24 protein-coding genes are annotated in these 26,238 nt (G+C 70.0%); 8 read left to right on the forward strand and 16 right to left on the reverse strand.

Annotation, left to right across the window (positions count from 1 at the left end; all coding sequences use genetic code 11):
• Nucleotides 1-114: 114 nt before the first annotated feature.
• Genes AC07UK_RS22615 through imuA form a run of 3 tightly spaced genes read right to left on the reverse strand, consistent with a single transcriptional unit; the run spans nt 115 to nt 5,925 of the window.
• Entirely contained in the window at nt 115-3,525 is a 3,411-nt protein-coding gene (locus tag AC07UK_RS22615; RefSeq protein ID WP_436223639.1) for an error-prone DNA polymerase, read from the reverse strand.
• Nucleotides 3,522-5,093 carry a Y-family DNA polymerase gene (locus tag AC07UK_RS22620; RefSeq protein WP_436223640.1) on the reverse strand — a complete coding sequence of 524 codons (1,572 nt, stop codon included), beginning with the start codon at nt 5,091-5,093 and terminating at the stop codon, nt 3,522-3,524. The genes AC07UK_RS22615 and AC07UK_RS22620 overlap by 4 nt, the downstream gene beginning before the upstream one ends.
• Nucleotides 5,026-5,925, reverse strand: a complete 900-nt coding sequence (gene imuA / locus AC07UK_RS22625) for a translesion DNA synthesis-associated protein ImuA (RefSeq protein ID WP_436223641.1) — start codon at nt 5,923-5,925, stop codon at nt 5,026-5,028. Before imuA ends, AC07UK_RS22620 begins: the two co-directional genes overlap by 68 nt.
• 346 nt (nt 5,926-6,271) lie before the next feature.
• Here imuA and AC07UK_RS22630 point away from each other — a divergent pair, with 346 nt between their 5' ends.
• Both AC07UK_RS22630 and AC07UK_RS22635 read left to right on the forward strand, forming a co-directional pair.
• Nucleotides 6,272-6,532, forward strand: coding sequence for a helix-turn-helix domain-containing protein (locus AC07UK_RS22630; RefSeq protein ID WP_013952696.1), 261 nt, complete (start codon nt 6,272-6,274; stop codon nt 6,530-6,532).
• On the forward strand, nt 6,529-7,848 hold the full coding sequence (locus AC07UK_RS22635) for a type II toxin-antitoxin system HipA family toxin (RefSeq protein WP_436223642.1): 1,320 nt from the start codon (nt 6,529-6,531) through the stop codon (nt 7,846-7,848). Before AC07UK_RS22630 ends, AC07UK_RS22635 begins: the two co-directional genes overlap by 4 nt.
• Nucleotides 7,849-7,866: 18 nt before the next feature.
• On the opposite strand, the gene AC07UK_RS22640 is transcribed toward AC07UK_RS22635, so the two are convergent.
• A complete protein-coding gene (locus tag AC07UK_RS22640) occupies nt 7,867-8,775 on the reverse strand; it encodes a substrate-binding periplasmic protein (protein ID WP_436223643.1) in 909 nt (302 codons plus the stop codon).
• A gap of 82 nt (nt 8,776-8,857) precedes the next feature.
• Nucleotides 8,858-9,337: a cytochrome c-550 PedF gene (gene pedF, locus AC07UK_RS22645; protein ID WP_436223644.1), complete on the reverse strand. Its 480-nt coding sequence runs from the start codon at nt 9,335-9,337 to the stop codon at nt 8,858-8,860.
• A gap of 276 nt (nt 9,338-9,613) precedes the next feature.
• Here pedF and AC07UK_RS22650 point away from each other — a divergent pair, with 276 nt between their 5' ends.
• On the forward strand, nt 9,614-11,602 hold the full coding sequence (locus tag AC07UK_RS22650) for a sigma-54-dependent Fis family transcriptional regulator (RefSeq protein WP_436223645.1): 1,989 nt from the start codon (nt 9,614-9,616) through the stop codon (nt 11,600-11,602).
• Nucleotides 11,603-11,632: 30 nt separating this feature from the next.
• Here the strand turns inward: AC07UK_RS22650 and AC07UK_RS22655 are convergent, their stop codons facing one another.
• Both AC07UK_RS22655 and AC07UK_RS22660 read right to left on the reverse strand, forming a co-directional pair.
• Nucleotides 11,633-12,595, reverse strand: a complete 963-nt coding sequence (locus tag AC07UK_RS22655; RefSeq protein ID WP_436223646.1) for an MBL fold metallo-hydrolase — start codon at nt 12,593-12,595, stop codon at nt 11,633-11,635.
• Nucleotides 12,595-13,554 (reverse strand): alpha/beta fold hydrolase, encoded by a 960-nt coding sequence (locus tag AC07UK_RS22660; RefSeq protein ID WP_436223647.1) that lies wholly within the window; start codon nt 13,552-13,554, stop codon nt 12,595-12,597. The genes AC07UK_RS22655 and AC07UK_RS22660 overlap by 1 nt, the downstream gene beginning before the upstream one ends.
• Before the next feature lie 92 nt (nt 13,555-13,646).
• Here AC07UK_RS22660 and pqqA point away from each other — a divergent pair, with 92 nt between their 5' ends.
• The 5 genes from pqqA (at nt 13,647) to pqqE (ending at nt 16,870) form a co-directional block, all read left to right on the forward strand.
• The gene (gene pqqA, locus AC07UK_RS22665; protein ID WP_010809778.1) at nt 13,647-13,721 is read left to right on the forward strand and encodes a pyrroloquinoline quinone precursor peptide PqqA; all 75 of its coding nucleotides are present in this window, start codon (nt 13,647-13,649) and stop codon (nt 13,719-13,721) included.
• A gap of 132 nt (nt 13,722-13,853) precedes the next feature.
• Nucleotides 13,854-14,771, forward strand: a complete 918-nt coding sequence (pqqB, locus tag AC07UK_RS22670) for a pyrroloquinoline quinone biosynthesis protein PqqB (protein WP_436223648.1) — start codon at nt 13,854-13,856, stop codon at nt 14,769-14,771.
• The gene (gene pqqC / locus AC07UK_RS22675) at nt 14,768-15,478 is read left to right on the forward strand and encodes a pyrroloquinoline-quinone synthase PqqC (RefSeq protein WP_436223649.1); all 711 of its coding nucleotides are present in this window, start codon (nt 14,768-14,770) and stop codon (nt 15,476-15,478) included. The genes pqqB and pqqC overlap by 4 nt, the downstream gene beginning before the upstream one ends.
• Entirely contained in the window at nt 15,475-15,747 is a 273-nt protein-coding gene (gene pqqD, locus AC07UK_RS22680) for a pyrroloquinoline quinone biosynthesis peptide chaperone PqqD (RefSeq protein WP_436223650.1), read from the forward strand. The genes pqqC and pqqD overlap by 4 nt, the downstream gene beginning before the upstream one ends.
• Nucleotides 15,719-16,870 (forward strand): pyrroloquinoline quinone biosynthesis protein PqqE, encoded by a 1,152-nt coding sequence (gene pqqE / locus AC07UK_RS22685; RefSeq protein ID WP_436225313.1) that lies wholly within the window; start codon nt 15,719-15,721, stop codon nt 16,868-16,870. The genes pqqD and pqqE overlap by 29 nt, the downstream gene beginning before the upstream one ends.
• Before the next feature lie 80 nt (nt 16,871-16,950).
• On the opposite strand, the gene AC07UK_RS22690 is transcribed toward pqqE, so the two are convergent.
• The 9 genes from AC07UK_RS22690 to AC07UK_RS22730 all read right to left on the reverse strand — a co-directional run bounded on the left by AC07UK_RS22690 (nt 16,951) and on the right by AC07UK_RS22730 (nt 25,918).
• Entirely contained in the window at nt 16,951-17,274 is a 324-nt protein-coding gene (locus tag AC07UK_RS22690; RefSeq protein WP_013952685.1) for a c-type cytochrome, read from the reverse strand.
• Between the two features lie 120 nt (nt 17,275-17,394).
• Nucleotides 17,395-19,137 carry a PQQ-dependent methanol/ethanol family dehydrogenase gene (locus AC07UK_RS22695; RefSeq protein WP_436223651.1) on the reverse strand — a complete coding sequence of 581 codons (1,743 nt, stop codon included), beginning with the start codon at nt 19,135-19,137 and terminating at the stop codon, nt 17,395-17,397.
• A gap of 201 nt (nt 19,138-19,338) precedes the next feature.
• Nucleotides 19,339-20,310, reverse strand: coding sequence for a quinoprotein relay system zinc metallohydrolase 1 (locus AC07UK_RS22700; protein WP_436223652.1), 972 nt, complete (start codon nt 20,308-20,310; stop codon nt 19,339-19,341).
• Nucleotides 20,307-21,086: a quinoprotein dehydrogenase-associated SoxYZ-like carrier gene (locus AC07UK_RS22705; RefSeq protein ID WP_436223653.1), complete on the reverse strand. Its 780-nt coding sequence runs from the start codon at nt 21,084-21,086 to the stop codon at nt 20,307-20,309. The genes AC07UK_RS22700 and AC07UK_RS22705 overlap by 4 nt, the downstream gene beginning before the upstream one ends.
• Before the next feature lie 17 nt (nt 21,087-21,103).
• Nucleotides 21,104-21,916, reverse strand: a complete 813-nt coding sequence (locus tag AC07UK_RS22710) for an ABC transporter permease (protein WP_436223654.1) — start codon at nt 21,914-21,916, stop codon at nt 21,104-21,106.
• Nucleotides 21,917-21,923: 7 nt separating this feature from the next.
• Nucleotides 21,924-23,129 carry a type 1 periplasmic-binding domain-containing protein gene (locus AC07UK_RS22715; RefSeq protein ID WP_436223655.1) on the reverse strand — a complete coding sequence of 402 codons (1,206 nt, stop codon included), beginning with the start codon at nt 23,127-23,129 and terminating at the stop codon, nt 21,924-21,926.
• Nucleotides 23,122-24,150 carry a PQQ-dependent catabolism-associated beta-propeller protein gene (locus AC07UK_RS22720; protein WP_436223656.1) on the reverse strand — a complete coding sequence of 343 codons (1,029 nt, stop codon included), beginning with the start codon at nt 24,148-24,150 and terminating at the stop codon, nt 23,122-23,124. The genes AC07UK_RS22715 and AC07UK_RS22720 overlap by 8 nt, the downstream gene beginning before the upstream one ends.
• Complete coding sequence (locus tag AC07UK_RS22725) at nt 24,147-24,923, reverse strand: ABC transporter ATP-binding protein (protein ID WP_436223657.1); 777 nt, start codon at nt 24,921-24,923, stop codon at nt 24,147-24,149. Before AC07UK_RS22725 ends, AC07UK_RS22720 begins: the two co-directional genes overlap by 4 nt.
• Nucleotides 24,923-25,918, reverse strand: a complete 996-nt coding sequence (locus tag AC07UK_RS22730; RefSeq protein ID WP_436223658.1) for a tripartite tricarboxylate transporter substrate binding protein — start codon at nt 25,916-25,918, stop codon at nt 24,923-24,925. Before AC07UK_RS22730 ends, AC07UK_RS22725 begins: the two co-directional genes overlap by 1 nt.
• Nucleotides 25,919-26,238 lie beyond the last annotated feature (320 nt).

The raw sequence follows: 26,238 nt of genomic DNA on the forward strand, positions 1-26,238 counted from the left end.
GGCACGATGATAACTGTTTGCGTTGACGGTACCGTTTTCCGTTGCCCCTGCCACGAAACTGGTCGCGAGCGCCCGGCTTCCATGCAGAGTGTTGCATCCGGTCCGCTGTCCGTCTCAATGAAAATCCCGGCTCCCCACCATCAACCGCCCCAGCATCGGGCTTAGATCCACCAGTTCCTTGGCCACCAGGTGGCGCACGTCGCCCTGGCGCTGCCAGGTGCCGACCACGCCCAGCAGCGTGGCGCCCAGCACCTCCTTGCGCTGGCGCTCGACCAGGTCGGGCCACAGGATCAGGTTGACGGAGCCGGTTTCGTCCTCGATGGTGGCGAAGATGGTGCCGCTGGCCGTGGATGGGCGCTGGCGCACGGTGACGATACCGCAGGCGCGCACGCGGCGGCCGTTGGCGCAGCGCGCGAGCTGGCTGGCGGTGGCAAAGCGCATGGCCGCCAGCTTGTGCCGCAGCAACGCCAGCGGGTGCGACTTGAGCGACAGGCCCAGGCTGGCATAGTCCGCCGTCACGTCTTCGCCGAGCCGGGGCGCGGGCAGCGCCAGCGCGGCTTCGGCGGGCGGCGCTTCGTACAGCAGGTCGCGGTGCGCGGCATGCGCGGCGGCGGCGCGCGCCTGCCAGCGGGCCTGGCGGCGGTTGCCGGCCAGCGGTGCCAGTGCATCGGCGGCGGCCAGCACGTCGATGTCGTGCCGGTCCAGGCCGGCGCGCAGTGCCAGGTCTTCAACGCTGTCGAACGGACGCTGGGTGCGCGCGGCCTCGATGCGCAGCGCTGCCGCTTCACGCATGCCCTTGACGCGACCCAGGCCCAGGCGCACGCGCGGATGCTGCGGCCTGGTGCGGGCCTGCGCGTCGGCGACATCGGCCTCCACCGGCTCCAGCGTGCTGTCCCAGCGGCTGATGGTGACATCCACCGGCAGCACCTGCACGCCATTGCGGCCGGCGTCCTGCACCAGTTGCGACGGCGAGTAGAACCCCATCGGCTGGCTGTTCAGCAGCGCGCACAGGAAGGCGGCCGGATAATGGCACTTGAGCCAGGCGCTGACATAGACCAGCTTGGCGAAGCTGGCCGCGTGGCTCTCGGGGAAGCCATACTCGCCAAACCCCTCGATCTGCTTGCAGATCGCCAGCGCGAAGGACTCCGGGTAGCCGTTGCCGGTCAGCGCGCGCACCAGCGCGTCCTGGTGCTGGCGCAGGTCGCCGCGCCGCCGCCAGGCCGCCATCGATCGGCGCAGCTGGTCGGCCTGCCCTGGTGAAAAACCGGCCGCGTCGATGGCCAGCTGCATCACCTGCTCCTGGAAGATCGGCACGCCCAGCGTGCGGCCCAATACCTTTTCGATGACCGGGTTGAAGTAAGTGGGAGGCTTGCCGGTGTGGCGGAAGGCCTCGCGCCGCTTCAGGTAGGGATGCACCATGCCGCCCTGGATCGGGCCGGGCCGCACGATGGCGACTTCCACCACCAGGTCGTAGTACTTGCGCGGCTGCAGCCGCGGCAGCATCGATTGCTGCGCGCGCGATTCGATCTGGAATACGCCGATGGTCTCGGCCTTGCAGATCATGTCGTAGGTGTCCGGGTCTTCCTTGGGGATGTCTTCCATGCGCGCCGGCAGCCCCGCTCGCGCCGGGTCCGGGTTGGGGATCATCTGCAGCGCGCGCCGGATCGCCGACAGCATGCCCAGCGCCAGCACATCGACCTTGAGCAGGCCCAGCGACTCCAGGTCGTCCTTGTCCCACTGGATCACGCTGCGGTCGGCCATGGCCGCGTTCTCGATCGGCACCAGCCGCGACAGCTTGTGCCGCGCGATCACGAAACCGCCCACATGCTGCGACAGGTGGCGCGGAAAGCCGCGCAGCTGCGCGGTCAGGCTGGCCCACTGCTGCACCGCCGGCGATTCGGGATCGAGCCCGTAGCGGGCGATCTTCTCGACAAAGCCGCGGCCGCCGTCCCACCAGGCCTGGCCCTTGACCACCTGCTCCACCACGCTGGCATCGATGCCCAGCGCGCGGCCCACGTCGCGCAATGCGCTGCGCGAGCGGTAGGTGATCAGCGACGCCGCCAGCGCGGCGCGGTGGCGGCCGTATTTCTTGTAGATGTACTGGATCACCTCTTCGCGCCGCTGGTGCTCGAAGTCCACGTCGATATCGGGCGGCTCATCGCGCTCGCGCGACAGGAAGCGGCCGAACAGCAGGTTGGCCTGCTCGGGGCTGACCTCGGTCACATACAGGCAGAAGCACACCAGCGAATTGGCGGCCGAGCCGCGCCCCTGGCACAGGATGCCCTCCCCGCGCGCAAAGCGCACGATGTCGTGCACGGTCAGGAAGAAGGGTTCGTAATGCTTTTCCTCGATCAGCTGCAGTTCTTCTTCGAGCTGTTTCTCCCACTCCGGCTTCAGACCGTTGGGAAAGCGCTCCAGCTTGCCGCGCGCGACCTCCTTGCGCAGGTAGGAGATCGGCGTCTCGCCGGCCGGCACCAGTTCCTCGGGGTATTCATAGCGCAGCATCCCCAGCGAGAAATCGCAGGACTCGGCGATCTTCAGCGTCTGCGCCAGCGCCTCGCGCGGGTACAGGCGCGACAGCACCTGGCGCATGCGCAGGTGCTGCTCGGCATTGGGCGCCAACGCCATGCCGCATTCGGCCAGCGGCTGGCCCAGCCGGATCGCGGCCAGCACATCGGACAGCGGCTTGCGCGAGCGCACGTGCATGGTGACCGCGCCGGCCGCCGCCAGCGGCACCCCGGTCTGTGCCGATACCGCTTCCAGGCGCGCGCGGTGCAGCGCATCGGCATGGCCCTGCAGCTGCTCCAGCGCGATCCATGCGCGCTCGCCGAAGACCGCGCGGCACCACTCGGCCTGCTCGCGCAGCAGTTCAGGCTCGGCGCAATAGTCGGGCAGCAGCAGCGCCACGCAGCCGGGCATGCCGCGCAGGTGCGCTTCGTCAGCGGCGGGCGCGGCCAGGTCCTCGGGATGCAGCCGGTAGGTGCCCTTCTGCGCGCGCCGGCGGCCCAGCGTGATCAGCTCGCTCAGGTTGCCGAAGCCCTCGCGGTGCTGGGCAATCAGCACCAGCCGCAGCGGTGCGCGCACCGAGCCATCGGCCGGGGTCAGGCTGAAGCGGCTGCCGATCAGCAGCGCGAAGGCATCGGCGGCCCGGGCCAGCGCCTGCAGCCGCTGGTGGCGGCTGGCTTGGACGTGGGGATCGTCATCGCCGGCGTCAGGCTCTTCGTCATTGTCCAGCAGCGGCTCATCCACGCCCTCCTCCCCGCGTGCCGCGCTGCGCGCCACCGCGTCGTGCAGGCGCTTGCGCAGGGTCTCGATGGCATCGTGCGCGCGCGCGGTGCCGGCCACCGAGCATTCATCGGTCAGCGCCAGCCCGCTGTAGCCCAGGCGAAAGGCGCGCTCGATCAGCTCGCCCGGGTGCGAGGCGCCGGTCAGGAAGGTGAAGTTGGAGATGCAGTGCAGCTCCACGTAATCCGGCAGCGCCGGCAGCAAACCCGGCAACGAGGCAGGCAAGGACAGCGCGCTCATGCGAACAACCCATGCAGGAACCAGCGGTACTCGCCGCCATCGTCCTGCGCCGCATGGCCCGGACGTTCGCGGAAGATCCAGCAGCGCAGGCCGTCGGCGCGCTCGGCGATAAAGTAGTCGCGCGTGGCCAGCGCGCCGTCCCACCAGCCGGCCTCGATGCGCTCAGGGCGGCTCAGCAGCGCCAGCGGGCCGCCGTGGCAGGGCCGGTGGCGCTGCACCGGCAGCGGCAGCGGTTGCGGCAGCAGCCACAGCGGGCGCTCCGGCTGCGGGCCCGGCAGGCTGGCGGCCTTGTTGGCGCCGGGCTCGTCGACCGGGCACCAGCAGTTGGCGCGCTCGGGCCGGTGATCGGCCAGCGGCCGCGGCTGCAGCACGTTGTCGCGGCCCAGCCGCGCCATCAGCGTATCGAGCAGGCGGCCCAGGTCTTCCGGCGTGCCGCCGGGCTCGGGGAACAGCGCATCGCTTTGCGGCACGCATGCGGCCATCGCCTCCACGCGCAGCGCCAGGCCGGTCACCGGGGCGTGGAAGTTGAGCTTGTCGAGCTTCTCGCGCAGCAGCCGCGACAGGTGCGCGGGGTCGCGGCTGGGCTGGGCCAGGCCCACCGGCACCTCGGTGCCGTCGGTGTCCACGCCGCGCCGGTAGCGCTCATGCTCCAGCACCAGCACGCAGCGCGTGACGCCAGCCTGCTGCACCGCCAGCCAGCCCGCCAGCGCCAGCAGCAGGCGCTGCGCGCCGGCCAGCACGCCCTCGGTGGATTCGATGCGGCCCGGCAGGTCCATGCGCTGCGCAAACGCGGGCGGTGCCACAAACCAGACGAAGCGCGCCGGCGTGTCGCCATAGGCCTGGTCCAGCCGCGCCAGCAGCGCCGGCCCCAGCCGGCGCGTCAGGCCCGCGCGCGGCAGGCGCCGCACCTCGCCCAGCGTGCGGCAGCCGATGCCGTCCAGCCAGGCCGGATCGGCCAGCGTGTGCAGCGCCTCTACCGGCAGGCGGTCCAGCAGCCGGTGCAGGCGTGCTATGCCCACGGCGCGGCGCCCGGGCCGCACCACGCCGCGCCGCGTGCGCCGCAGCGGCTGGCGCGCCAGCCACGCGGCGCCGTGCGCGGTCGGGCCGGAGCCCACCTGGGCAAAGGTGCCAAGCTGGCGCACGCAGGCGCGCACCGCGCGGCACAGCGCGCGGTGGCCGCCAAACAGGCGCAGGCTGGCGGTGACGTCCAGCATCACCGTGGCCGACTCTGGTTCCTCGTCGACGGTCACGCCCGGCGTGAAATGCAGCAGCGCCAGCGCCACCGCCTCCATCAACGAAGCTTCCGCGGCGAGGTCGCGCTCCAGCTGCACGATGTCGGCCGACAGCGCCTGCACGCCGCCGCGGCGCATGCCGTAGCGCACGCCGAGCTGCATCGCCGGGCCGTTGGCCAGCACCACCTGCTCGCGCGCCATCACCGCCACCGGCAGCGCATGGTGCAGCGTGGCGGTGGCGGCAGGCGGGCTCACGGCGGGCGCCAGCTCAGGCCAGTTGGGCTGCAGGGCGTCCAGGGGCAGGCGCGGCAGGTGCACCGCGATCCAGTACGGCATCGGAAGAAGATGGAGAAGACGATTCAGACAAGGCAGGCGCACCTGCCGGGACAGGCCAGGCGGCTGTGCGCGTGGCCGCTGCCATCCCGTCCAGGCGCAGCAGCAGCGGCGTGTCCCGCACCGGCCCGCGCCGCTTGTGGAAGGTGATCGACAGCACATTGCCGGGCAGCGGCGCCAGCAGCAGCCGCAGCACCGCCGGCGACGACTCGCGCAGCGCCGTGGCCGGGCGCAGCGCCCATGCCACCGCGTCGCCGGCCTGCGCCAGCACCTGCAGGCGGCGCAGCGCCTCGGGGCGGGCCGCGGGCAGCCAGACCAGCACGCCGCCAAAGGCCTGGCTGCGCAGCACCTGCTCGGCCGCCCACAGCATGTCGGCCTGCTGCGCGGCCTTGCCGGCGCCGGCCGCTGGCCGCATCCAGTAGAGCTGGCGCGCCGGCAGCCCGGCCGCGGCCAGCCCCATCGCATTGGGCAGGTAAGGCGGCGCCACCAGCGCAATACGGCGCCCGGCCCCGGCCAGCGCGCGCAGCGCCGGCAGCAGCAGGCGCAGCTCGCCCGCGCCACCCTGCGCCGTCAGCAGCTCCGTCAGCCCGCCCGCCGGCCAGCCGCCGCCGGGCAGCTCCGCCGACAGTGCGTCATATCCGGTCGGGCATACCGCCGCACCGCCGGCACGGCCCAGCTGGCCGGCCCGCCACAGCCCGGGATAGCGCTGCTCGAGCGCCGACAGCGCCTGCTGGCGCGAGGCCGGGGCAGACGGGGCAGGCTCCGGGGGCGCCGGCGCAGGGAACAGCAGGCCCTCCGCCGCCATGGGCGGGGCTGCGTGCGATTGCGCAGTCATGTGGAGTTGGCGTCGCTCGCCGGGGCAGCGAGGAACTAGTATGTTTACGATAACTGTATATTTATACAGTATCTGGTGCCAGCGCAAGGGGTCGCGGCGAGGGGTGGCCTGGGGGACACCGGGAAAGTGAGACGGGCGGGCGGTGGCCCGTCTTCATGTGCTCCCCAGCCGGCTTCATCCCGGGCGGTGGTCCGCAATAGAAAAAATAATTCTATAGCATTATCTTTCTAAAATATGGCTACTATCGAATGATATGTGCCTGGCTATCGGCGCGCCGATGTATCATACTAAGATATGCATAGATCAGTGAAATAATGCTATGTCATTAGTTTCTCAGTGCCGCGACATGCGTAAAGCGAGAGGCAAGACCCTGACCGATCTCGGGCGGGTGCTGGGCATGGCAAGCCAGAACCTGTCGGCGATCCTGCTGGGGAAGAAGGACAGCCGCGCATCGACCCTCGAAGCCCTGGCCGCCGCGCTGGACGCGGAATGGGTCCTGGTGCCCAACGAGCGGGCACAGGAAGTCAGGCAAGTCCTGGAAGGCAAAGGCAGCGGGCCCGACCGCAGCGCCCGCAGCGCAGTCGACATCTTCCTGGACCAGGAATGAGCTACGAACTGCATCCGCGCTTTCTTGAGGTCCGGCTGTACGACCAGCTATGCGGCTACCTGTGCGAGGCCAGCGGCAATGTCCGGTTCGTGCCATCCGAAGCCTTCCGGGGCGACACGCGCCGCCCCACGCTGAGCCTGTCGATCAGCGTCCCGACAGAGGCCGGCCGCAAGGCCACCGCCGAGGTGCTGGACAACCCCTTTCATCCTGCCGTCTACAGCACTGGTCATGAACTGCCGCCCTACTTTGCCGGCCTGCTGCCCGAAGGCGAACTGCGCAAGCGGCTCGAGGCAACGCGGAGCAATCCCGATGACAAGGACGATTTCGGCATCCTGGCATCGGCCGGCAATGATCTCCCCGGGGCCGTCGTCATCGTGCCCGCGGACATCGGCGCCTTGCCGGAGTATGCGCGGACGTATGGCGTGACCGGCGGCGCGGACAACCTGGAAATTGCCGTGGTGGAGGGGGCCACGCAGGGCGCGGCCTCGGTGTCCGGCGTGCAGAACAAGCTGGCCCTGTCGACCGTGCTGCAGGACAAGCGCTACACCCTGCCAGCCAAAGGCAGGCTGTCCGACATCATCGCCAAGCTTCCTGCCCGGAACGATGATTCGCAGGTATTCAACGAATCGATCTCGATGCAGCTCGCGGCCGCCGCCGGCGTCCATGTTGCTCCGACGAGAGTGCTGCCAGTCTCGACCATCGAGGTCGAGGGACTGGTTGAATCGCTGGGCGAAAACCTGCACTACCTTGCGGTGGACAGGTTTGACCGCACCCCGGCCGGGCGTGTGCACGCCGAAGACGGCTGCCAGATGCTGGGCAGGATGCCAGCGAAAAAGTACGCCGGCATCGAGAGCTACATTCAGCTCGTTGCCACCCTGTATCGCCTGAGTCCGAGCGGGGTCGAGCATGCCCGGCAGTTCTTCCTGCGCCAGGCGGTCAACACGCTGATCGGCAACAGCGATGCGCACCTGAAGAACTTCTCGGTGACCTATCACAATGGGGTCTTGCCAGAACTGTCACCGGCGTATGACATCGTCTGCGTGGCCGCCCTTCCCGGCTTTGCGACCTATGGCCAGAACGTTGCCATCGACAAGCGGCAGCGTGAAGAAACCCTGGCAACGTATGAGACCATCGCGGAAAAGGCCGGCGTCCCGCGGCGCATTGCGACCGCCGCCGTCAGGGAAGCCGTCGCGCTGGCACATGCCAACTGGCCGCGCATGCTGGACGACCTGAGCGCGCCGCAGGCGATCCGCAATGTCGTTGCCGAGCGACTGCAGATGCTGCCGCTTGCGCGGGCCGGCAGGCCGGCCAGGTGAGGCGCCCGCCAGCCACCCTCACGGCGCCTGCATCGACACCCCATAGCCGGCAAAGATGCGCGCCAGCTCGCCATTGCTGCGCAGCGCGCTCAACGCCTTTTCCAGCGCTTCGGCCAGTTCCCGCTCGTCTGCCTTGACCGCCAAGCCGACGGCCCACCCGCGCTGCGGCAGCAGCGGCGCGCTGGGTTCCGTCGCGGCAAAGCGCGCCCCGGATTGGCCCGCGGCCTTGAGCGCGCTCTCGTATTGGGCCCGCGTCACCATCGCCGCCGCGATCTCGCCGGAGAACAGTGCGCGCAATGCAGCATCGGCTTCGGGGTAGATCCTGACCTTGTCGCGCAAGGCGCCGCCCGCGCCGGACAGCAGCGCATTGGCCCCGGCCGAACCGGCTGCGGCGCCGGTCGGCTGTCCGGCCAGGTCTTCCAGGCCGCGCACCGCCGGCACGCGCTCGCGGTCCTGCACCAGCACGAAGGTCTCGCGGTAATACGGCGCGAAGATCAGCGCCTTGTCGTTCTCGCGCATGAAGGCGCGGTCGACCGGCACGTGCAGCATCACGTCGGCCGGTCCGTAGCCAAGGTAATGGCCGCGCCAGACCATGGCACGCAAGTCGTCAGCCATGCTTTCATCGGCATCGAACGGCATCAGCGCCACTGACAGGCCCAGTTCCTTGCCCAGTGCCCTGGCCAGGGCCACGTCAATGCCCGCGACCTGGCTGCCCGCGATCGCGGAGAACGGCGGCAAGCCTTTGTAGACCGCCACCTTGAGGGTGCCGGCCTGGCGGATCCTGGCCAGGTCGGCCTGGGCCGGTTGCGCGCAGAAGAGCGCGGCGGCAGCCAGCATGGCGCCGCACAGCCAGCGCACGGCGCCGGCCGGCGCCGCCGGCATGGGGGACACGGAAAGCCTAGGGCCGCGGACAGGGCTGGCAGGCATGGGATGGCTCCTGGAAGATGCGTTGACCCGGCACTGCGGGCCGGGGCTGGACAACGGGAAGGATTGCCGGCGCAGCCGCCCCTTACTCGCGGCGCGACTCCAGGTAGGTCTTGATGGCCCACACCGCTTCCTGGCTCAGCACGCCGTCGAACGGCGGCATGTAGACGCGGCCGTCGCGCGTGCGGCCCTTGCGCACGGTGGTGGTGTAGAACTGCGAGATCTCGCTCATGCACGCCTCTTTCTTCTTTGCATCCGCCAGTGAGACGCAGTCGCCGTCAAGCTTGCGCAGGTCCGGCGCGATGCCCCCTGACACCGCTTCCAGGCCATGGCAGCGCGCGCAGTTCTGGTTGTAGGCCGAGGTGCCGATGCGCAGCGCCTCCTTGTGCGCATCGCCGCTGCGGTAGGGATTGTCCGGGCGCCATTCGTCGCCCAGCTGTGGTAAGGCTTTGGTATCGACGGCTTGGGGCGTGACGTCGCCATGGGCCAGCACAGAGCTGGCCGGGATGGCGGTCAGGGACGCGCAAAGCGCGAGCAAGGCAAGCAGGCGGCGCTGCGTTTTCATGGATGTCTCCTACAGTGGATGGGTCTTGGTTGTTTGCCCCATTTCCGCAAGAGCCATACCAGCCAGCCGGACCAGGCCCGGAAGCGCCTGAAGGCAGGCTTCGCCTGCGCCGCCATCGTTCTGTGCAACGCAGCATCGCGGCACTGGTGTCCCGGATTGCCACACCTGGCAAGTGTTTTGCTTCATGACGCAACACTGTCGACCATGCGCCCGGCGAAGGCGCCGACAGCGACCCGCGCAAAGATCGCGGGCGGACTTTCCACAGGAGACAGCGAAATGACCTTCCAGCCGGAACCGGCCCGCCCCGCGGCGGGCGCCCCGGGTGACACGGGGCAGCCCGAGCGCGCCGAACTGATTGCCCAGGCCCACCAGCGTTCCGAGTCCTATGGCCTGCGTCCCTATGAATCGCCCGACTTCTGCCCGGTGCTGCAGAGCGAGCTGAAAACGCGGATCGAGCGTAGCCAGTCACTGTTCGCCTATGCGCTGCCGGTGATGGAAACGCTCTACGACCAGATCGTGAATACGCAGAGCATGGTCATCCTGACCGACGCCGATGGCCTGATCCTGCACTCGATGGGCGATGACGACTTTCTGGCCCGGGCCAACCAGGTCGCGCTGCGCCCGGGCGCGGAGTGGTCGGAAGCGCGCCGCGGCACCAACGCCATCGGCACGGCCCTGGCCGAGAACCGGGCCACGCTGGTACACGGCGCCGACCACTTCCTGGAGGCCAACCAGTTCCTGACCTGCTCGTGCATGACCATCCTCGACCCTTACGGCAAGACCGTGGGGGCGCTGGATGTGACCGGCGACCAGCGCGGTTTCCACAAGCACACCATGGCGCTGGTGCGGATGTCGGCGCAGATGATCGAGAACCAGCTGTTCGGCAACGCCTTCCGCGACATGGTGTGCATCCGCTTCCATTCGCGCGCGGAGTTCCTGGGCACGCTGGTGGAGGGCATTGTCTCCTTCACGCCCGGCGGGCGCTTCCTGTCAGCCAACCGCAGCGGGCAGTTCCAGCTTGGCCTGTCCAATGGCGCCCTGCATGCGCACACCTTTTCCTCGCTGTTCGGGCTGTCGATGTCGCAGCTGTTCGACGCGGTGCGCGCGGCCCATGCGGGCATCGTCCAGCTGCACCTGCCCAGCGGCGTCAAGGTCAGCGCCCGGGTCGAATGGAAGTCACCCGCCGCATCCCTGCCAGGCAACACCGATGCCGGCCACGCAGCCCAGGCCGGCACCGCCGCCGCACCGCGCAGCCTGGCCGCAGGCCCGGCCCGCTCGCCCGGGCTGGACGACCTGGACACGGGCGACGCGCAGATCCGCGCGGTCATCGGCAAGCTGCGCAAGGTCATCGGCAAGGATATTCCGGTGATGGTGCTGGGCGAGACCGGCACCGGCAAGGAACTGATGGCGCGCGCCATCCACGCCGACAGCCCGCGCCATGCCGGGCCGTTCATTGCCGTGAACTGCGCCTCTATCCCGGAAAACCTGATCGAGTCCGAGCTGTTCGGCTATGAAGAAGGCGCCTTCACCGGCGCCCGCAAGAAGGGCGGCATCGGCAAGATGCTGCTGGCCAACGGCGGCACGCTGTTCCTGGACGAGATCGGGGACATGCCGCTGCATCTGCAAGGGCGGCTGCTGCGCGCGCTGCAGGAACGCGCGGTGTCGCCGCTGGGCAGCAGCAAGGTCATCCATGTCGACGTCTCGGTGGTGTGCGCCACCAACCGCAACCTGCGTGATCTGGTCGCCAACGGCCAGTTCCGCGAAGACCTCTACTACCGCCTCAACGGGCTGGTGGTGCGGCTGCCGGCCCTGCGCGAGCGCGGCGACCTCGACACGGTGGCCGCCAGGCTGCTGCGCCAGGAGCAGGCGGGTGTGCAACCCGGCGAGCCGCCCCGCATCCGCGAGTCGGTGATGGAGATGTTCCGCCGCTACCACTGGCCGGGCAATATCCGCCAGCTGTGCAACCTGCTGCGCACCGCGCGGCTGATGGCCGAAGGCGAAGCCGAGATCACCGAGGACCACCTGCCCGACGACTTCCTCGATGACCTGCGCGAGCGCCAGGGGCATGCGGCGGTGCCCGCGGCCCATGTGCTGCCGGGCGCGCAGCCAACGCGGCTGGCCGATGTCGAGGCCATGGCCATTGTCGCCACGGTCAAGGCGCACAACGGGAATATCTCTGCGGCGGCCAAGGCGCTGGGAATCTCGCGCAATACGGTCTACCGGAAAATGGAAGAGGCCCGCGGGCTGCCCCACCAGGCCGGCTGATCCCGGCCACGCACCTGGGCAGCTGCGCGCTCAGGCCAGCGGCTCGCCCTGCATCCACAGGTCTTCCAGCTCGCGCCAGGCGCGCTGCACGTTCAGCGGGTGGCGCGACTGGAAATGGCGCCAATGCCGGAACGGCTGCGCCGCCACGGCGTCGCTGGCGCGCGAGGCATCGCTGCCCGCGGCCAGCGCGGCGCCGATTCCGTCCGCCAGCGCATCCAGGTAGGCCAGCGTCGGCGCCAGCGTCTGGGCGGGCGTGCCTGGCGCGGTGCCCACCACCGTGCGCGCCGGCAGCTCCTGCAGCCGACGCAGCGCACGGCGCCACCCCTGCAGGGAGGCCTCCTGCATCTCCGGCACGCGCTCGCGGTAAGCCAGGCCGCCCGCACACAGCAGCTGCAGCTGCGGCGCGTACAGCACCGTATCCGAGGCACTGTGCGCGTTCGCGTAAACCTGCACCTGCCAGGCGGTAGCGCCGGTGTGCAGCCAGCCATCGGGCTGCAGCGCGGGCTCCGGCAGCACGATCGCGGCGCCGCGCATGACACCGTTGCCGAGCAGCGTGGCCATGCGGGCCAGGCAGGCCGCGCAGCGTTGCCGCATCAGCGCAGCCGTGGCGGCGGAGGCCAGGAACACGGGCCGGGGCCGCAGCCGTGCGAACGCGGCATTGGCCAGCACGTTCTCCGGGTGGGCGTGCGTATTGACCACCCAACGCACGGGCTGCGGCGTCAGCGCCCGGATGGCGCCGAGCAGCGCACCGCCCCACGCCGCCTGCGGCCCGGGGTCCACCACCAGCACGCCCGCGCCGCTCAGATGGACCAGGGTCGGCACCACTTCGGCGGCGTTGGCGCGCGCCACTTCGGCATTGCCGGCGCGGGCCACATATACGCCTGGCTGCAGCCGCTCCAGCGTGACCCGCGTGCCGGCAGCGGCCGCCGGGGGACAGCCGTTCATGGCCAGCGCAAGCGTGGCGCCAAGAAAGCCGCGCCGCGTCGTGGGCATCACCGCTGCCAGCCAGCGGCGCGGATCGCGGCCACCAGCGCGTCGCGCATGGCCCCGGCCGCCAGGTGTCCGCCGTCCACCCAGGCCAGCCTTGCGCCCGGCATGGCGGCCTGCAGGCGCAGCGCGTTGGCGGGACGGCAGACCTTGTCGGCGCGGCCATGCAGCAGCGTCACCGGCAGGCCATGCGCGCCGATGACCCGCGCCGCGCTGAGCAGGGCCGGCTTGCCCAGTCCGGCCCGGTTGCGCAGGTAGTGCGCCTGGATGCGGTATTTGTTCACCGCGGCCATGCGCTCGCGCCGCGGCTGCCGGCGCGAAGGCGACGCAGGGGAAAGACCCAGCAACGCCTGTTCGCTCGCCTGCCACGCCGCGGCAGTGTCCCGTTTTTGAACAGGCGTACCACTTTGCAACAGCCGTGACACAGTTAGCAGCCGCGCGCGCGCATCGGGCAAGCGCTCGCCCCATGCCTTGACGCAATGCAGCATGCGGCGGCCCCCATGGCGCGGTGAAAACAGCGCGAGCACATCGTCGCGGCCAGTCAGGAAGGTGCCGCGCAGGACCAGCGCCGCCACGGCGTGCGGGCATTGCGCCGCGTACGCCAGGGCAAGTGCCGCCCCCCATGATCCGCCCACCACGCCCCAGCGCTCGATGCCCAGCGCGCGGCGCAGCTGCTCCAGGTCGGCCAGCAGCGCGCCCACGGTATTGCGGCGCAGGCAGCCCGCCGGCCTGGAGCGGCCGGCGCCGCGCTGGTCCGGCATCACCACGCGGTGTCGCCGCGGGTCGAACCATTGCGCCATGGCGGCAGAGCAGCCGCTGCCCGGCCCTCCATGCAGCACCAGCCACGGCTCGCCGTCCGCGGCGCCGGCCAGCCGCACATGCACGCGCTGGGCGTCGGGCGTACGCAGGTGGAATGTGGTGGCCGTGCCGGAAAAGCCGGCGGATATCGTGGATGCGTCGGGCATGGATGTTGCCTTTAGGGGATGCGGCTGTCGGGCGGCAGCCAGGCGCCGCGGCAAGACGATATTCACTAACCATGCCACCCAAGGAGAGAGACATGCGCTGGACCACCCCCGCCTACACCGAGCTGCGGCTTGGCTTTGAAATCACGATGTACATCGCCAACCGCTGAACGTGCCGCGGCGCCTGCGACCGGCGGTGCGCCGACAGGCAACCCGCGGACCGCAAGCACAACCAACGCAGGCAGGCGCCAGGGCTGGCGCCTGCTCCGTGAAGCCATGACCCAACACCAAGCGCTCACGCCATGACAAGCATCCGGGTACTGGGGTCGGCCGCCGGCGGCGGCTTTCCGCAGTGGAACTGCAACTGCCACAACTGCGACGGCGTGCGCCGCGGCACGGTGCGCGCCACGCCGCGCACGCAATCCTCGATCGCGCTGACGGGCGACGGGCCTGATGCCATCCTGGTCAATGCCTCGCCCGATATCCTGCAGCAGCTGCGCCAGGCGCCCGCGCTGCAGCCGGCGCGCGCGCCGCGCGACACCGCCATCGCCGCGGTGGTGCTGATGGATGCGCAGATCGACCACGTCACCGGCCTGCTGATGCTGCGCGAACACCGCCAGGCGCTGCCGGTCTATGCCACCGCCGCCGTCCTCGACGATCTGGGCGCTGCCTTCCCGCTGACGCGCATCCTGTCGCACTACTGCGGGCTGCAGACGCACGCCCTGCCCTGCGACGGCACCGCGTTTTCAGTCCCGCCGCTGGACGGCGTGACACTGACGGCGATACCGCTGGAGAGCAAGGCCCCGCCCTACTCGCCCAACCGCCACGCGCCGCGCACGGGCGACAACATCGGCCTGCGCATCGAAGACCGCCGCAGCGGCCGCCGCGCCTTCTATGCGCCCGGCCTGGGCCGCATCGACGACCACGTCTTTGCGGAGCTGCACAGCGCCGACATCGTGCTGGTCGACGGCACCTTCTGGCGCGACGACGAGATGCAGGCGCCGGGCTTCTCCGGCAAGAGCGCCGCCGACATGGGCCACCTGGCCCTGTCCGGACCCGGCGGCATGATCCAGGTCCTGGAGCGGCTGCCCGCCAGCCGCAAGATCCTTATCCATATCAACAATACCAACCCGGTGCTGGTGGAAGACTCGCCCGAGCGCGCAGTGCTGGCGCGGCACGGCATCGAGGTGGCGTACGACGGCATGGAAATCGCGCTATGACATCTGCCATCTCCCCCATCCCCCCCATCGCCTGGACCGAGGCCGAGTTCGAGGCCCGCCTGCGCGCCAGGGAAAGCGGCTACCACATCCACCATCCTTTCAACCAGCGCATGGCGGCGGGCCAGTGTTCGCCCGCGCAGATCCGCGCATGGGTGGCCAACCGCTTCTACTACCAGGACAACATCCCGCTGAAGGACGCCGCCATCCTGTCCAACTGCCCCGAGCGCGACACCCGCCGCGAGTGGGTGGTGCGCATCCTTGACCACGACGGCACCGACACCCAGCCCGGCGGCATCGAGGCCTGGCTGCGCCTGGGCCAGGCGGTGGGCCTGGAGCGCGAAGCGCTGCTGAGCCACCGGCACGTGCTGCCCGGGGTGCGCTTTGCCGTCGATGCCTACGTCAACTTTGCGCGCCGCGCGCCGTGGCAGGAAGCCGTGTGCTCGTCGCTGACGGAGATGTTCGCGCCCGCAATCCACAAGGAACGCCTGGCCGGCTGGCCCACGCATTACCCGTGGATCGAGGCCGCCGGGCTGGACTACTTCCGCTCTCGCATTCCGCTCGCGCAGCGCGACGTGGACCATGGCCTGCGCGTGACGCTGGGCCACTTCCGCAGCGCGGCGCAACAGCAGCGTGCCCTCGACATCCTGCAGTTCAAGCTCGACGTGCTCTGGTCGATGCTCGACGCCATCCAGCAAGCCAACCCATGACAGCCAGCACGCAAGACCTCGCCAGACCGACCCTGCACCGGACCTTTCGCCTGCAATGGGAAGAGTCCCAGCAAAGCTGGGTGCTGCTGTACCCGGAAGGCATGGTCACCCTCAACGACAGCGCCGCCGCGATCCTGCAGCGCTGCGACGGCAGCCACACGCTGGACATGCTGATCGATGACCTGCAGGCCGCGTTTGGCGTGCAGGGCATCGCCCCGGAGGTACATGCCTTTGTCAAACATGCCATCGAACGCGGCTGGCTGGTCTGAGGTCGCGCCCGGCCCGCCGCTATGGCTGCTGGCCGAGCTGACCTACCGCTGCCCGCTGCATTGCGCCTTCTGCTCCAACCCGGTGGACTACGCCCGGCACACGGCCGAGCTGGGCACCGCGCAATGGTGCGACGTGTTCAGCCAGGCGCGGGCGCTGGGCGCGGTGCAGCTCGGGCTGTCCGGCGGCGAGCCGCTGCTGCGCAAGGACCTGGAGACACTGGTCCGGCATGCGCATGGCCTGGGCTTCTACACCAACCTCATCACCTCGGGCGTGGGCCTGACCGACGCCCGCCTTGCCGCCCTGCGCGACGCCGGCCTGGACCATATCCAGCTGTCGTTCCAGGACTCCACCCGCGAGCTCAACGACTTCCTGTCCAGCACCCGCACGTTTGACCTGAAGCAGCGCGTGGCGCGCATGATCAAGGCGCACGGCTACCCGATGGTGATGAACTGCGTGCTGCACCGGCATAACCTGCCGCATGTCGGCACCATCATCGAAATGGCCCTGCAGATGGGCGCCGAATACCTGGAACTGGCCAACACGCAGTACTACGGCTGGGCCTGGGAGAACCGGCTGGCGCTGCTGCCCACCCATGAGCAGCTGCGCGAGGCCGAGGCCGTGGTCCGGCAGTACCGCGCGCGCATCGGCAGGCAATGCCAGATCCTGTTCGTCGTGCCTGACTACTTCGAGGCGCGGCCCAAGAAGTGCATGAACGGCTGGGGCACCACCTTCCTTGGCGTGGCGCCGGACGGCACCGCGCTGCCCTGCCACGCGGCGCGCATGCTGCCCGGCCTGGCACTGCCCAATGTCACCACGCAGGGGCTGCGCGAGATCTGGACCGAAAGCGATGCCTTCCGCCGTTTCCGCGGCACGCAGTGGATGCAGGAGCCCTGCCGTTCCTGCGACCAGCGCGAGCAGGACTACGGCGGCTGTCGCTGCCAGGCGTTCCTTGTCACCGGCGACGCCGCCGCGACAGACCCGGTGTGCGAGCGCTCCGGCGCGCACGACAAGGTCAGCGAGATCGTGCTGCAGGGCCGGCTGGCTTTGGCGCAGGCGCGCGAGCAAGCGATGGTATTTCGCAGCGATGGCAACTCGCTGCGGCTGAGCAGCGGCCAGCGGTAAGAAAGAAAAGACCCCGGCATGGCAGGCGCCAGCCGGGGTACCTTGCCGGCAAGCCGGCATCGTCAAGACAGTCGCCGGCCTCAGCTGGCACTCAACACCCACTCCGCCAGCTTCTTCGCGTCATCCTCGCCAAGGCTGCCATGCGGCGGCATCGGAATCCGCCCCCACACGCCCTTGCCGCCTTCGCGGATCTTCTTTGCCAGCCGCTCCGCCGCCTGGCTGTCGCCCTTGTACTTGGCGGCCACCTCGGCAAACCCTGGCCCCACCAGCTTTGACTGCATGCCATGGCAGGAAAAGCAGCCGCTCTTGTCGGCCAGGGCCTGCATGTCGGCTGCCGTGCCGGCCAGTGCCGCGCCCGGCAGCAGCGCCGAAACCACCGCCAGCGCCATCCATTCCTTCTTCATACCTGTGTCCCTCTTCGTCCCATTTCGACCCGTTTCGTCCTGTTGCAACCGCGCCCGGCGCACGCCGCGCACCCATGATGCGATGCGCGCGTGCGCCGGACCGTGTCACCTCCCGCCGGCTCAGCTCTTGTGCAGCTTGAACACCCACACCGAGCCGCCCTGCTCCAGGAAGTTCACACGCTTGGCCACCTCGCCGCCCCACAGCGGCACCGCGCCGCCCCAGCCGGACACCACGGCCACGTACTGCTCGCCGTTCTCTTCCCAGGTGACCGGGGGCGCCACCACGCCGCTGCCGGTCTGGAACTGCCACAGCTCCTTGCCGGTCCTGGCGTCGGCCGCCTTCAGGTAGCCTTCCGGCGTGCCCCAGAACACCAGCCCGCCGGCGGTGGTCATCACCCCGCCCCACAGCGGCGCGCTGTTCTTGACCTCCCACATGATCTTGCCGCTCTTGGGGTTGATGGCCCGCAGCGTGCCGATATAGTCCTCGTTCAGCGGACGGATGGTGAAGCCCGCGCCCAGGAAGGCAGCACCCTTCTTGTAGCTGATGGGCTCGTTCCAGATATCCATGCCCCACTCGTTGGCGGGCACGTAGAACAGGCCGGTCTGCGGGCTGTAGGCCATCGGCTGCTGGTTCTTGCCGCCAAGGAAGCCCGGCGCGGCAAACACGGACTTGCCCTTCTTCTCGTCGCTGCCGGCGGCGGGGTCACCGGGGCGGCCTTCGGCGATGTAGTTGGGGCGGCCGCTCTTCAGGTCGATGCCGGTGGCCCAGGTGATTTTCTTGACGAAGGGGAAGGCGTTGACCAGCTTGCCGCTGGCCGCGTCGTTGACATAGAAGAAGCCATTGCGGTCGGCCTTGCCGCCCATGCGCTTGCCGTCCAGGTCGAAGGTCACGAACTCATTGACGCCATCGAAATCCCAGCCGTCGTTCGGGGTGTTCTGGTAGTGCCAGACGATCTTGCCGGTGGCGGGATCCAGCGCCACCGTCGAGGCCGAGTAGAGGTTGTCGCCCTTGCGGATATGGCTGTTCCAGGGGCCCGGATTGCCGGTGCCGAAGTACACCAGCCCGGTGGCCGGATCATAGGTGCCGCCCAGCCAGGTGGCGGCGCCGCCGGTCTTCCAGGTCTCGCCCGGCCAGCTCGCGTTGGTGGTGCCGGTCACGCCGTTCTCGGTCTTGTTGCCGTCCTTGTCGTACTTGTAGCCCATATGGCCTTCCACCACCGGCCGCGACCACACCAGCTGCCCGGTTTTGGCATCGCGCGCCTCGACCCGGCCCACCACGCCGAACTCGCCGCCCGAGATGCCGGTCAGCACCATGCCCTTGACGATCATGGGCGCCGCCGTGTACGAATAGCCGGCGGCGTAGTCCTCCAGCTTCTCCTTCCACACCACCTTGCCGGTCTTCTGGTCCAGCGCCACCAGCTGCGCATCGAGCGTGCCGAAGATCACCAGGTTGTCGTAGAGTGCCGCACCGCGGTTCACCACGTCGCAGCACGGCATGATGCCTTCGGGCAGCCGGTGCTCATACTTCCAGAGCTTGCGTCCGGTCTTCAGGTCCAGCGCGTAGATGCGCGAATACGAGGCCGTCACGAACATCTTGCCGTCATGGATCAGCGGCTGCGATTCCTGCCCGCGCTGCTTCTCGCCGCCAAACGAGAACGACCACGCCGGCACCAGCTGCCCGACGTTCTTCGTATTGATGCGCGACAGCGTGGAATAGCGCTGGCCTTGCGGGCCCATGCCCCACGACAACACATCGCCGGGGCTCTTTGCGTCGTTCTCGATCATGGCATCGGTCACTGCCGCCTGCGCGGCCAGACTGGCCGCGGCAGCCGCAACCGCCATCACTACTCGTAACGTCCTCATTGCCATCTCCTCTCTTGTTTTGGGTTTCCCTGGTGCGCCACTGCGCCACACACCAGACATGCCTTTGGCAATTCCCATGCCAGTCGCATCCCCGCACCAGCACGCCGGTTGCGGCCCCGCTGCGTGATGGCAGCCGTGCCAGCGCGCAACACTGCGTTGCAGCTGCTCCAGAATTGAACAGCCCGCCACGGCTGGCCGGCGTCAGTGCCCAAGCGCGGCTTCCTCGCGCGCCGGGTAGAGATGGCCGACGTTGCGCAGGTACTCCGCGGGCATCGCGGCCCAGTGCGCGTAGGGCTGCGGCACCGGCATCGCCATGACCTCGGCCAGGTCCCGCCCCTGCGCCGCGGCCTCGCGCAGGCGCGTGTCCAGCCATTGCAGGTAGCCGCGCGTCTGCGCGATGGCCTCTGCGCCGCCGCCGGCCGCAGGCACTGGCCCGTGGCTGGGGACCAGCACGCGCGCCCCGCTGTCGGCCAGCAGCGCCTGCAGCCGGTCCAGGCTGGCCAGCCAGCGGCCGATATCCGCGTGCGGCGTGGTCGGAATGCGTTGCCGGAACACCAGCCCGCCGGCAAAGACCACGCCCGCGCTGTGGTCCAGCACCACCAGGTCGTCGCCGGTATGGCCGTCCAGGCGCACCAGCTCCAGCGTATGGCGCCCGATCGTGCGGCGGCCCGGCGCCAGCGCGTGGGCAGCCGGCGCGGGCTCGGTGCCGCGCATCCAGTCGCCGCACAGGCGGTAGAGGTTGTCGGCATAAGCGGCGCCCTCGCGCCGCGCCCCGTCGATGGTGCCGGCCAGGGCGCTGCCGCCAACATCGGCATAGGCCTGGTTGCCGAAGAAATAGTCGGGATGCAGGTTCAGGTTCAGCACCAGCCGCACCGGGGCGGCCGTGACCGATGCAATCGCCTTGCGCTGCTGCTCGCCATACAGCCGCGACGGGCCGGTGTTGATCACCACCACCCCGTCGCCGGTGTCGATAAACGCCGTATTGATGATGTTGCAGCCGTTGCCGGGCGCGAAGTCGGCATTGGCGCCTTCCAGCAGCCACACGCCCGCGGCGATCTCGCGCGGGGCCAGGCGGTAGTCAGGAGGCTGCAGCGCGGCCTGCTGGGCGAATGCCGCCGGCACGGGCTGGCCCGCCAGGCATAGCAGCAACCACAGTAGCAATCGTCGCTTCATGGCGATACCCGCGCCGCGATGCGGTTGCCGTTGTTGTCGTGGCCGGCCACCGTCATGCCCGGCGGCACGGCATCGCGCAGGTCGAAGGAGAAAATCGGGTTCTCGGCAACCGGCTCATGCAGCGTCAGTCGCAGCAGCGGCTGCCGGGCCGCGTCGGCCAGGACCAGGGTCTCGATATGGAACGCCGGGATGCCCGCCGCCAGGCCGGTATCCATCGGATGCATCACGCGCAGCCGCACGCGTGCCGCGGCCCCGCCGAAGCCCGGGAACACGCGCGCGTCCACGCGGTTGAGCGTGCGGCTCCAGCTGCCGTCGCGGCGCGTGGCGCCGGGCACCGTGCAGCCCCCGCCGCCGGCATCGACCAGCACGCTGCCGACATGCCAAGTGCCGTCGCGCGTGCGCGCCGCCACCCGCACCGGCGATGCCTGTTCCAGCTTGAAGCGGAACGACAGCGAAGGGCGCACCCGCAGCGGTTCGAACGCCAGCACCTCGCGGATCGGGTTGCGGTCCACCGCCACCACGATGCGATCCACTTCGCCCAGCGCCGAGGCATCGAAGGCGATCGGCACGCGCATGGGGTCTTCCGCAAACGCCGGCCCGGTCACGCTGACGCGGCTGTCGAACACCACCGGCCCCATCTGCAGCAGCTCCTTGTGGATCCAGTCCCATTGCGGCGACTGCAGCGGATCGCTGTGCGCGATGACGGCGCCCGCTGCCCCGGCAGCCGCTACCGCCGGGCTGGCCATGCCCAGTGCGGCCGCCATCAGCAGGACCATGCCCCGCGTCCGGCGCCTCATGCCTGCTGCCCCCGGCGCGCCATGCCGCGCTGCGGGTCGTAGCCCTGCAGCGCCAGCGCGAAGAACACCACCGCGCTGCCCGCCACCACCGCCAGGCTCAGCGGCGCCACCTGCCCGTACAGCGCAAAGCGGATCGCCTCGACCGCGTGGGTGAAGGGATTGAAGCGGGCCAGCTGGTACACCACCTCCGCGCCCGACTCCTGCAGCTTCCACAGCGGATACAGCGCCGAGCTGATGAAGAACATCGGGAAGATCACGAAGTTCATGGTGCCGGCAAAGTTCTCGAGCTGGCGCACATGGACCGACAGCAGCAGGCCCAGCGCGCCCAGCATCAGCGCGGCCAGCGCCATGGCGCCTGTCGCCGCCAGCAGGTGCAGGGACTCGAAGCGGATGCCGAAGGCCATCGCCACCAGCAGGAACGCGGCCATCTGCAGCAGCGACAGCACCGTGCCCGCCGCCAGCTTGCAGGCCAGCAGCCAGCCCCGCGGCAGCGGCGCGGTCAGCAGCAGCCGCATCACGCCCATCTCGCGGTCGTACACCATGGCCAGCGACGACTGCATGCCGTTGAACAGCGCGATCATGCCCAGCAGTCCGGGCGCCACGTAGACCTTGTATTCGATGTAGGTGTCGTAGGGCGGCGCGATGGCGACGCCCAGCGCGTTCTGAAAGCCCGCGGCAAACACGAGCAGCCACAGCAGCGGGCGCACCAGCGACGACAGCAGGCGCCCGGGCTGGCGCAGGTACTTGCGCAGCTCGCGCCCGCAAACCGCGCGCAGCGCGCGCCAGCGATGGATCAGGATGGAGGCCATGGGTGTGCTACGCGGATGGGGCCCGGCACGCCGTGTCGGCTTCATCGGCGCCCAGGGTGTCGAGGTTGTTCTTCGGATGCAGCACGCCTTCCACCGGGGCCATGCCGACCACGCCGTCAGGGTGGGCCAGCAACACCGGCTGGCGCAGCTGGCGGTCCCAGCGGCGGAACGACAGTGGCGGCCCCTTGAAGCCGTCCACCACCACCTGCCCGGCGGCAAGCGCCTGCGCCTGTCCGGCAAACCCGGCCCTGGGCAGGCGCGCCACGCTCTCGGCGATGGCCTTGACCGCCACCCAGGCAGCCCAGTCGTAGCCGGTCATCGGACGGCCCGCCGCGCGCATGAAGCGCCGGTTGAGCTGCGGCCCGCCATTGCGCTCCCAGGCCCAGTGCCACGCCTGCGCGCCCAGCCCGCTGGCGCCCACCACCGGGCGCGGCAGCAGCGTGGCGTAGGGCACGCCGCGGGCGAACTCGCCGTCGGCATCGGCCACCACCACCACGTCATAGTCCACGCCGCCGGTCAGCAGGCCGAGGTTGGCCTGGTCGCGCTCACGCGGGTCGTTGGACAGCCTGAAGGCGCGCTGCGCCGACCAGGCAATGCCAAAGCGCCGCGCCGACGTCACCAGCGCGTCGCGCTGCGCCGCATCGGCCGCGGACGGGCCGCTCAGCAGCAAGGCGCGGAGCCATTTGCGCAATACCAGGTACTGCATCAGCGCATCCGCGCGCATGCGCAGGCTGGGCAGCGTGTGCAGCAGCACCGGCGCGCAGCCGGCGCCGCGCAACGCGTCGTCATCGGCCGACACATTGAACAACAAGGCCTCGCCCGGCCTGACCGCGCCCGCGGCCGCCCTGACCGACGCCGACGGCAGGTCCAGCAGGATATAGCGCGTGCCCTGCCGCGCCAGCGCCGCGACCAGCGGGGCCACCTCGGCTTCAGTGCGGGCTTCCTGGGCTTCCAGCCTGAGCGACTGACCCGCGGCCTCGAGCGCCACGCGCGCTTCCGCGGCCGCCACCTGGGCGCCGTCGAGCGCACGGCCCTGCGGCTGGCCGGGATAGCGCTGCGCCAGGCGCCGGGGCGCATAGCGCGCGTCGTCGGCCTGCGACACGACCGCCACGCGCACCTCGGCAGCGTGCACCGCGGCAGGCAGCCACGCCAGCGCCATGGCACCCAACCCGGCACGCCACCACTGCCACCACGCACGCGAGCGCTCAGTCATCGATCGCCACCGAATGCGGCACCCGGCCCGCCTTGAGCGTGGCCACCGCCTTGCGGCTGGCGGTGTCCACCACGCTGACATCGTCGGACAGGCCGTTGGCGACATAAAGCCGCGCGTTGTCGCGGCTCAGCGCCAGCCCCCATGCGCGGCGGCCGACCAGCACATAGTCCTGCACCCGGCGCGACGCCACCTCGACCACCGCGACATGGTTGGCGCGGCCCAGACCGATATAGGCGCGCGTGCCGTCGCCGCTGGCCGCCATGCCCACCGGGGTCACGTCCTCGGCGCGAAAGCCCCGGGGCGCGAAGGCGATGGTCTGGGCCACCTCGAAGGTATCGGTACGGATCACGCTGACGCTGGCCGACAGTTCGTTGGACACCCACAGCTCCTTGCCGTCGCGCACCAGCAGCAGCCGCCGCGGCCGGTTGCCGACCTGGATATTGCGGATCACCTTGCGCGTGGCCACGTCGATGACATGGACCAGGTTGGCCACCTCCGAGGTCACGTACACATGCCTGCCGTCGGCGCTGACCCTGACGCCCTCCGGCTCCTCGCCCACCCTGACCGCGAACACGCGCTTGCCTGAAGCCGTGTCGTAGGCCGACAGCAGCCCGTCCTCTTCATTCGAGACATAGAGCGTGCGGCCGTCCTGGCTGAGATCGAACAACTCCGGATCGTCCCCCACCGGCAGCGATGCCACGGTCTTGCGGCTGGCCACATCGACCACATCCACCCGGTTGTCGTCGCTACAGGCCACGTACAGGCGCGTGCGGTCGGGTGACAGCTGCAGGTGGCGCGGCCGCTTGCACTGCCGCCATACCGCGACCAGCTGCCGGCTGCGGGCATCGAAGACGGCGAGGGCATCGTCCTTCTCGCTCGAGACAAAGACCTGGTTGGTAGCCTGGCCGACGGGGGGCGCGGCGCCGCCCTGCGCGCCTTCGGCCAGGCCGGCGGCAACCAGCAGCGTCGTAACCAGCAGCAAGGCAAAGGCAAACCAGACGGGGGATGGCATCTTGTTCATGCGGGTACGCGCCTCGCGGACAGGTCAGTGACAGGGGCCGGCGGCGTCATGGCCAGGAAGGCGCCCTCCAGGGTGTCGCACGCCGCGGCGCCGCGCAGTGCGGCCGGGGTGCCGTCGAAACGCACCATGCCGCGGTCCAGCACGATCACGCGGTCGGCGTGCTCCACCTCCTGCACCAGGTGGGTGGCCCAAAGCACGCCAGCCTGCGCCCGCGCCGTCAGGCGCCGCGCATCGGCCACCAGCTGCGCGCGCGAGGCCGGGTCCAGCCCCACCGTCGGCTCGTCCAGCAGCAGCATGGCCGGTTCATGCAGCAGCGCGCGCGCCAGTTCCACCTTGCGCCGGTTGCCGCCAGAAAGCTCGCGCACCGGTGCGCGCGCACGCGCCGCCAGCCCGAAGTCATCGAGCAGCCGGGCGATGCGCGGCGCCGCCACTCGGCGCGGCAGCCCGTGCAGGTCCGCGTGAAAGCGCAGGTTGGCCAGCACCGGCAGGTCCAGGTCGATGGCCGGCTGCTGGAACACGATGCCCAGCCGTGCCAGCGCGCGCACCGGATCGCGCCGCATGTCGCTGCCCATGACCGTGACCTGCCCCGCATCGGCCACGAACAGGCCGCTGAGGATCTGGAACAGCGTGGTCTTGCCCGCCCCGTTGGGCCCGAGCAGTGCCACGAACTCGCCGCGCCGCACGCTGAGCGAGACCCCGTCCAGGGCCACGCGGCTGCCGAAGGCCTTGCGCACGGCGTCGCAGCACAGCGCCGGTGGTGCCTGCATGGCCATCACAGCTGCCCCCGGGGCCGCGCCGTGCCCACGCGCCCGGCAAAGGTCCGCTCGGTCTCCCACGCATGGCGCAGGAAGGCATCGTATTGCGCGGTATTCAGGTAAGTCAGCTCCTGGTCGTACCGGGCCAGTTCCGCAACGTGGCGCGGCTGCTGCATCGCGGCGCGGAACGCGTCATGCAGGCGGCCGACGATTGCCGGATCGGTGCCACGCGGCACGCCGATGCCGTAGGGCGAGTTATGAACCGCATCGGCAAAGCCCAGCTCGCTTACCGTCGGCACCTCAGGCCAGCGCGGTGAGCGCTGCGCGCTGAACACGGCCAGCAGGCGCAGCTTGCCGGTCTCAACGAAGGGCGCGAAGCCGGTGGAATTGACCCCCGCCATCAGCGAACCGTTGGCCACCGCCAGCATCTGGTCAGCGGTGCCGTGATACGGCACGTGGATATAGCGCACGCCGCTGCGCCCGAGCACGTCCTCCATCGCCAGATGGGCGGTGGTGCCGATGCCGGTGGAACCCACGGTCAGCTCGCCCGGATGCGCGCGGCCCCAGGCAATCAGGTCGCGCAGCGAGCGCAACGGGCTGTCTGCGGGCACCACGATGCCGAAGGTATAGCCCGAGATCATCAGCACCGGCTGGATGTCGCGCAGCGGCTGCCAGGCGGTCTTCTGCTGATGCGGGAAGCGATACACCGTCAGCGGCAGCTGGCCGATGGTGTAGCCGTCTGGGCGCGCCGCGGCAAGCAAGCCGCCCACCAGCGTGCCCCCGGCGCCCGGCCGGTTCTCCACCACGATCGGCTGCCCCAGCTCACGCCCGGCCAGCTCCGCCAGGATGCGCATGGAGATATCGGTGGCGCCGCCCGCTGGCCAGGGCACCACCAGCGTGATCGGCCGCGACGGATACCCGTGCGCGCCCTCGGCCAGCGCGGCGCCCGCATGGACCAGGCCGAGGCACGGCAACAGCAGGCAGGCAAGGCAGCGACCGAGGCGGCGGAACATGGCTGGGCACCAGGCAGAGTGTTGATGCGGGTGAACAGAGCAAGGCCGATACCATGTGCAGCGCAGCATGGGGCCGCGCTCCATGCCAGGCGTTGCCTGGCCGCGCCGGACGCACTCCCGGACGCTGCGGCCAGGCCGTGCCTTGTGCGGTGCGCCGCGCACGACTGTCCCATGGTGGAGCACCGGCCCGCTGCTCGTGCCCGCAGCTGTCCTGTTTTGTGACAGGCGCAGTCCCACCACGCCGCGGCGCATGCGAACGCGCCGTAGCGGCATCCCGATCCGCCGGTGCGAGGCCCAAGGTATGAAACCTGCTCAGCTCC

It is taken from the genome of Cupriavidus sp. GW821-FHT07C08, from assembly GCF_059419025.1.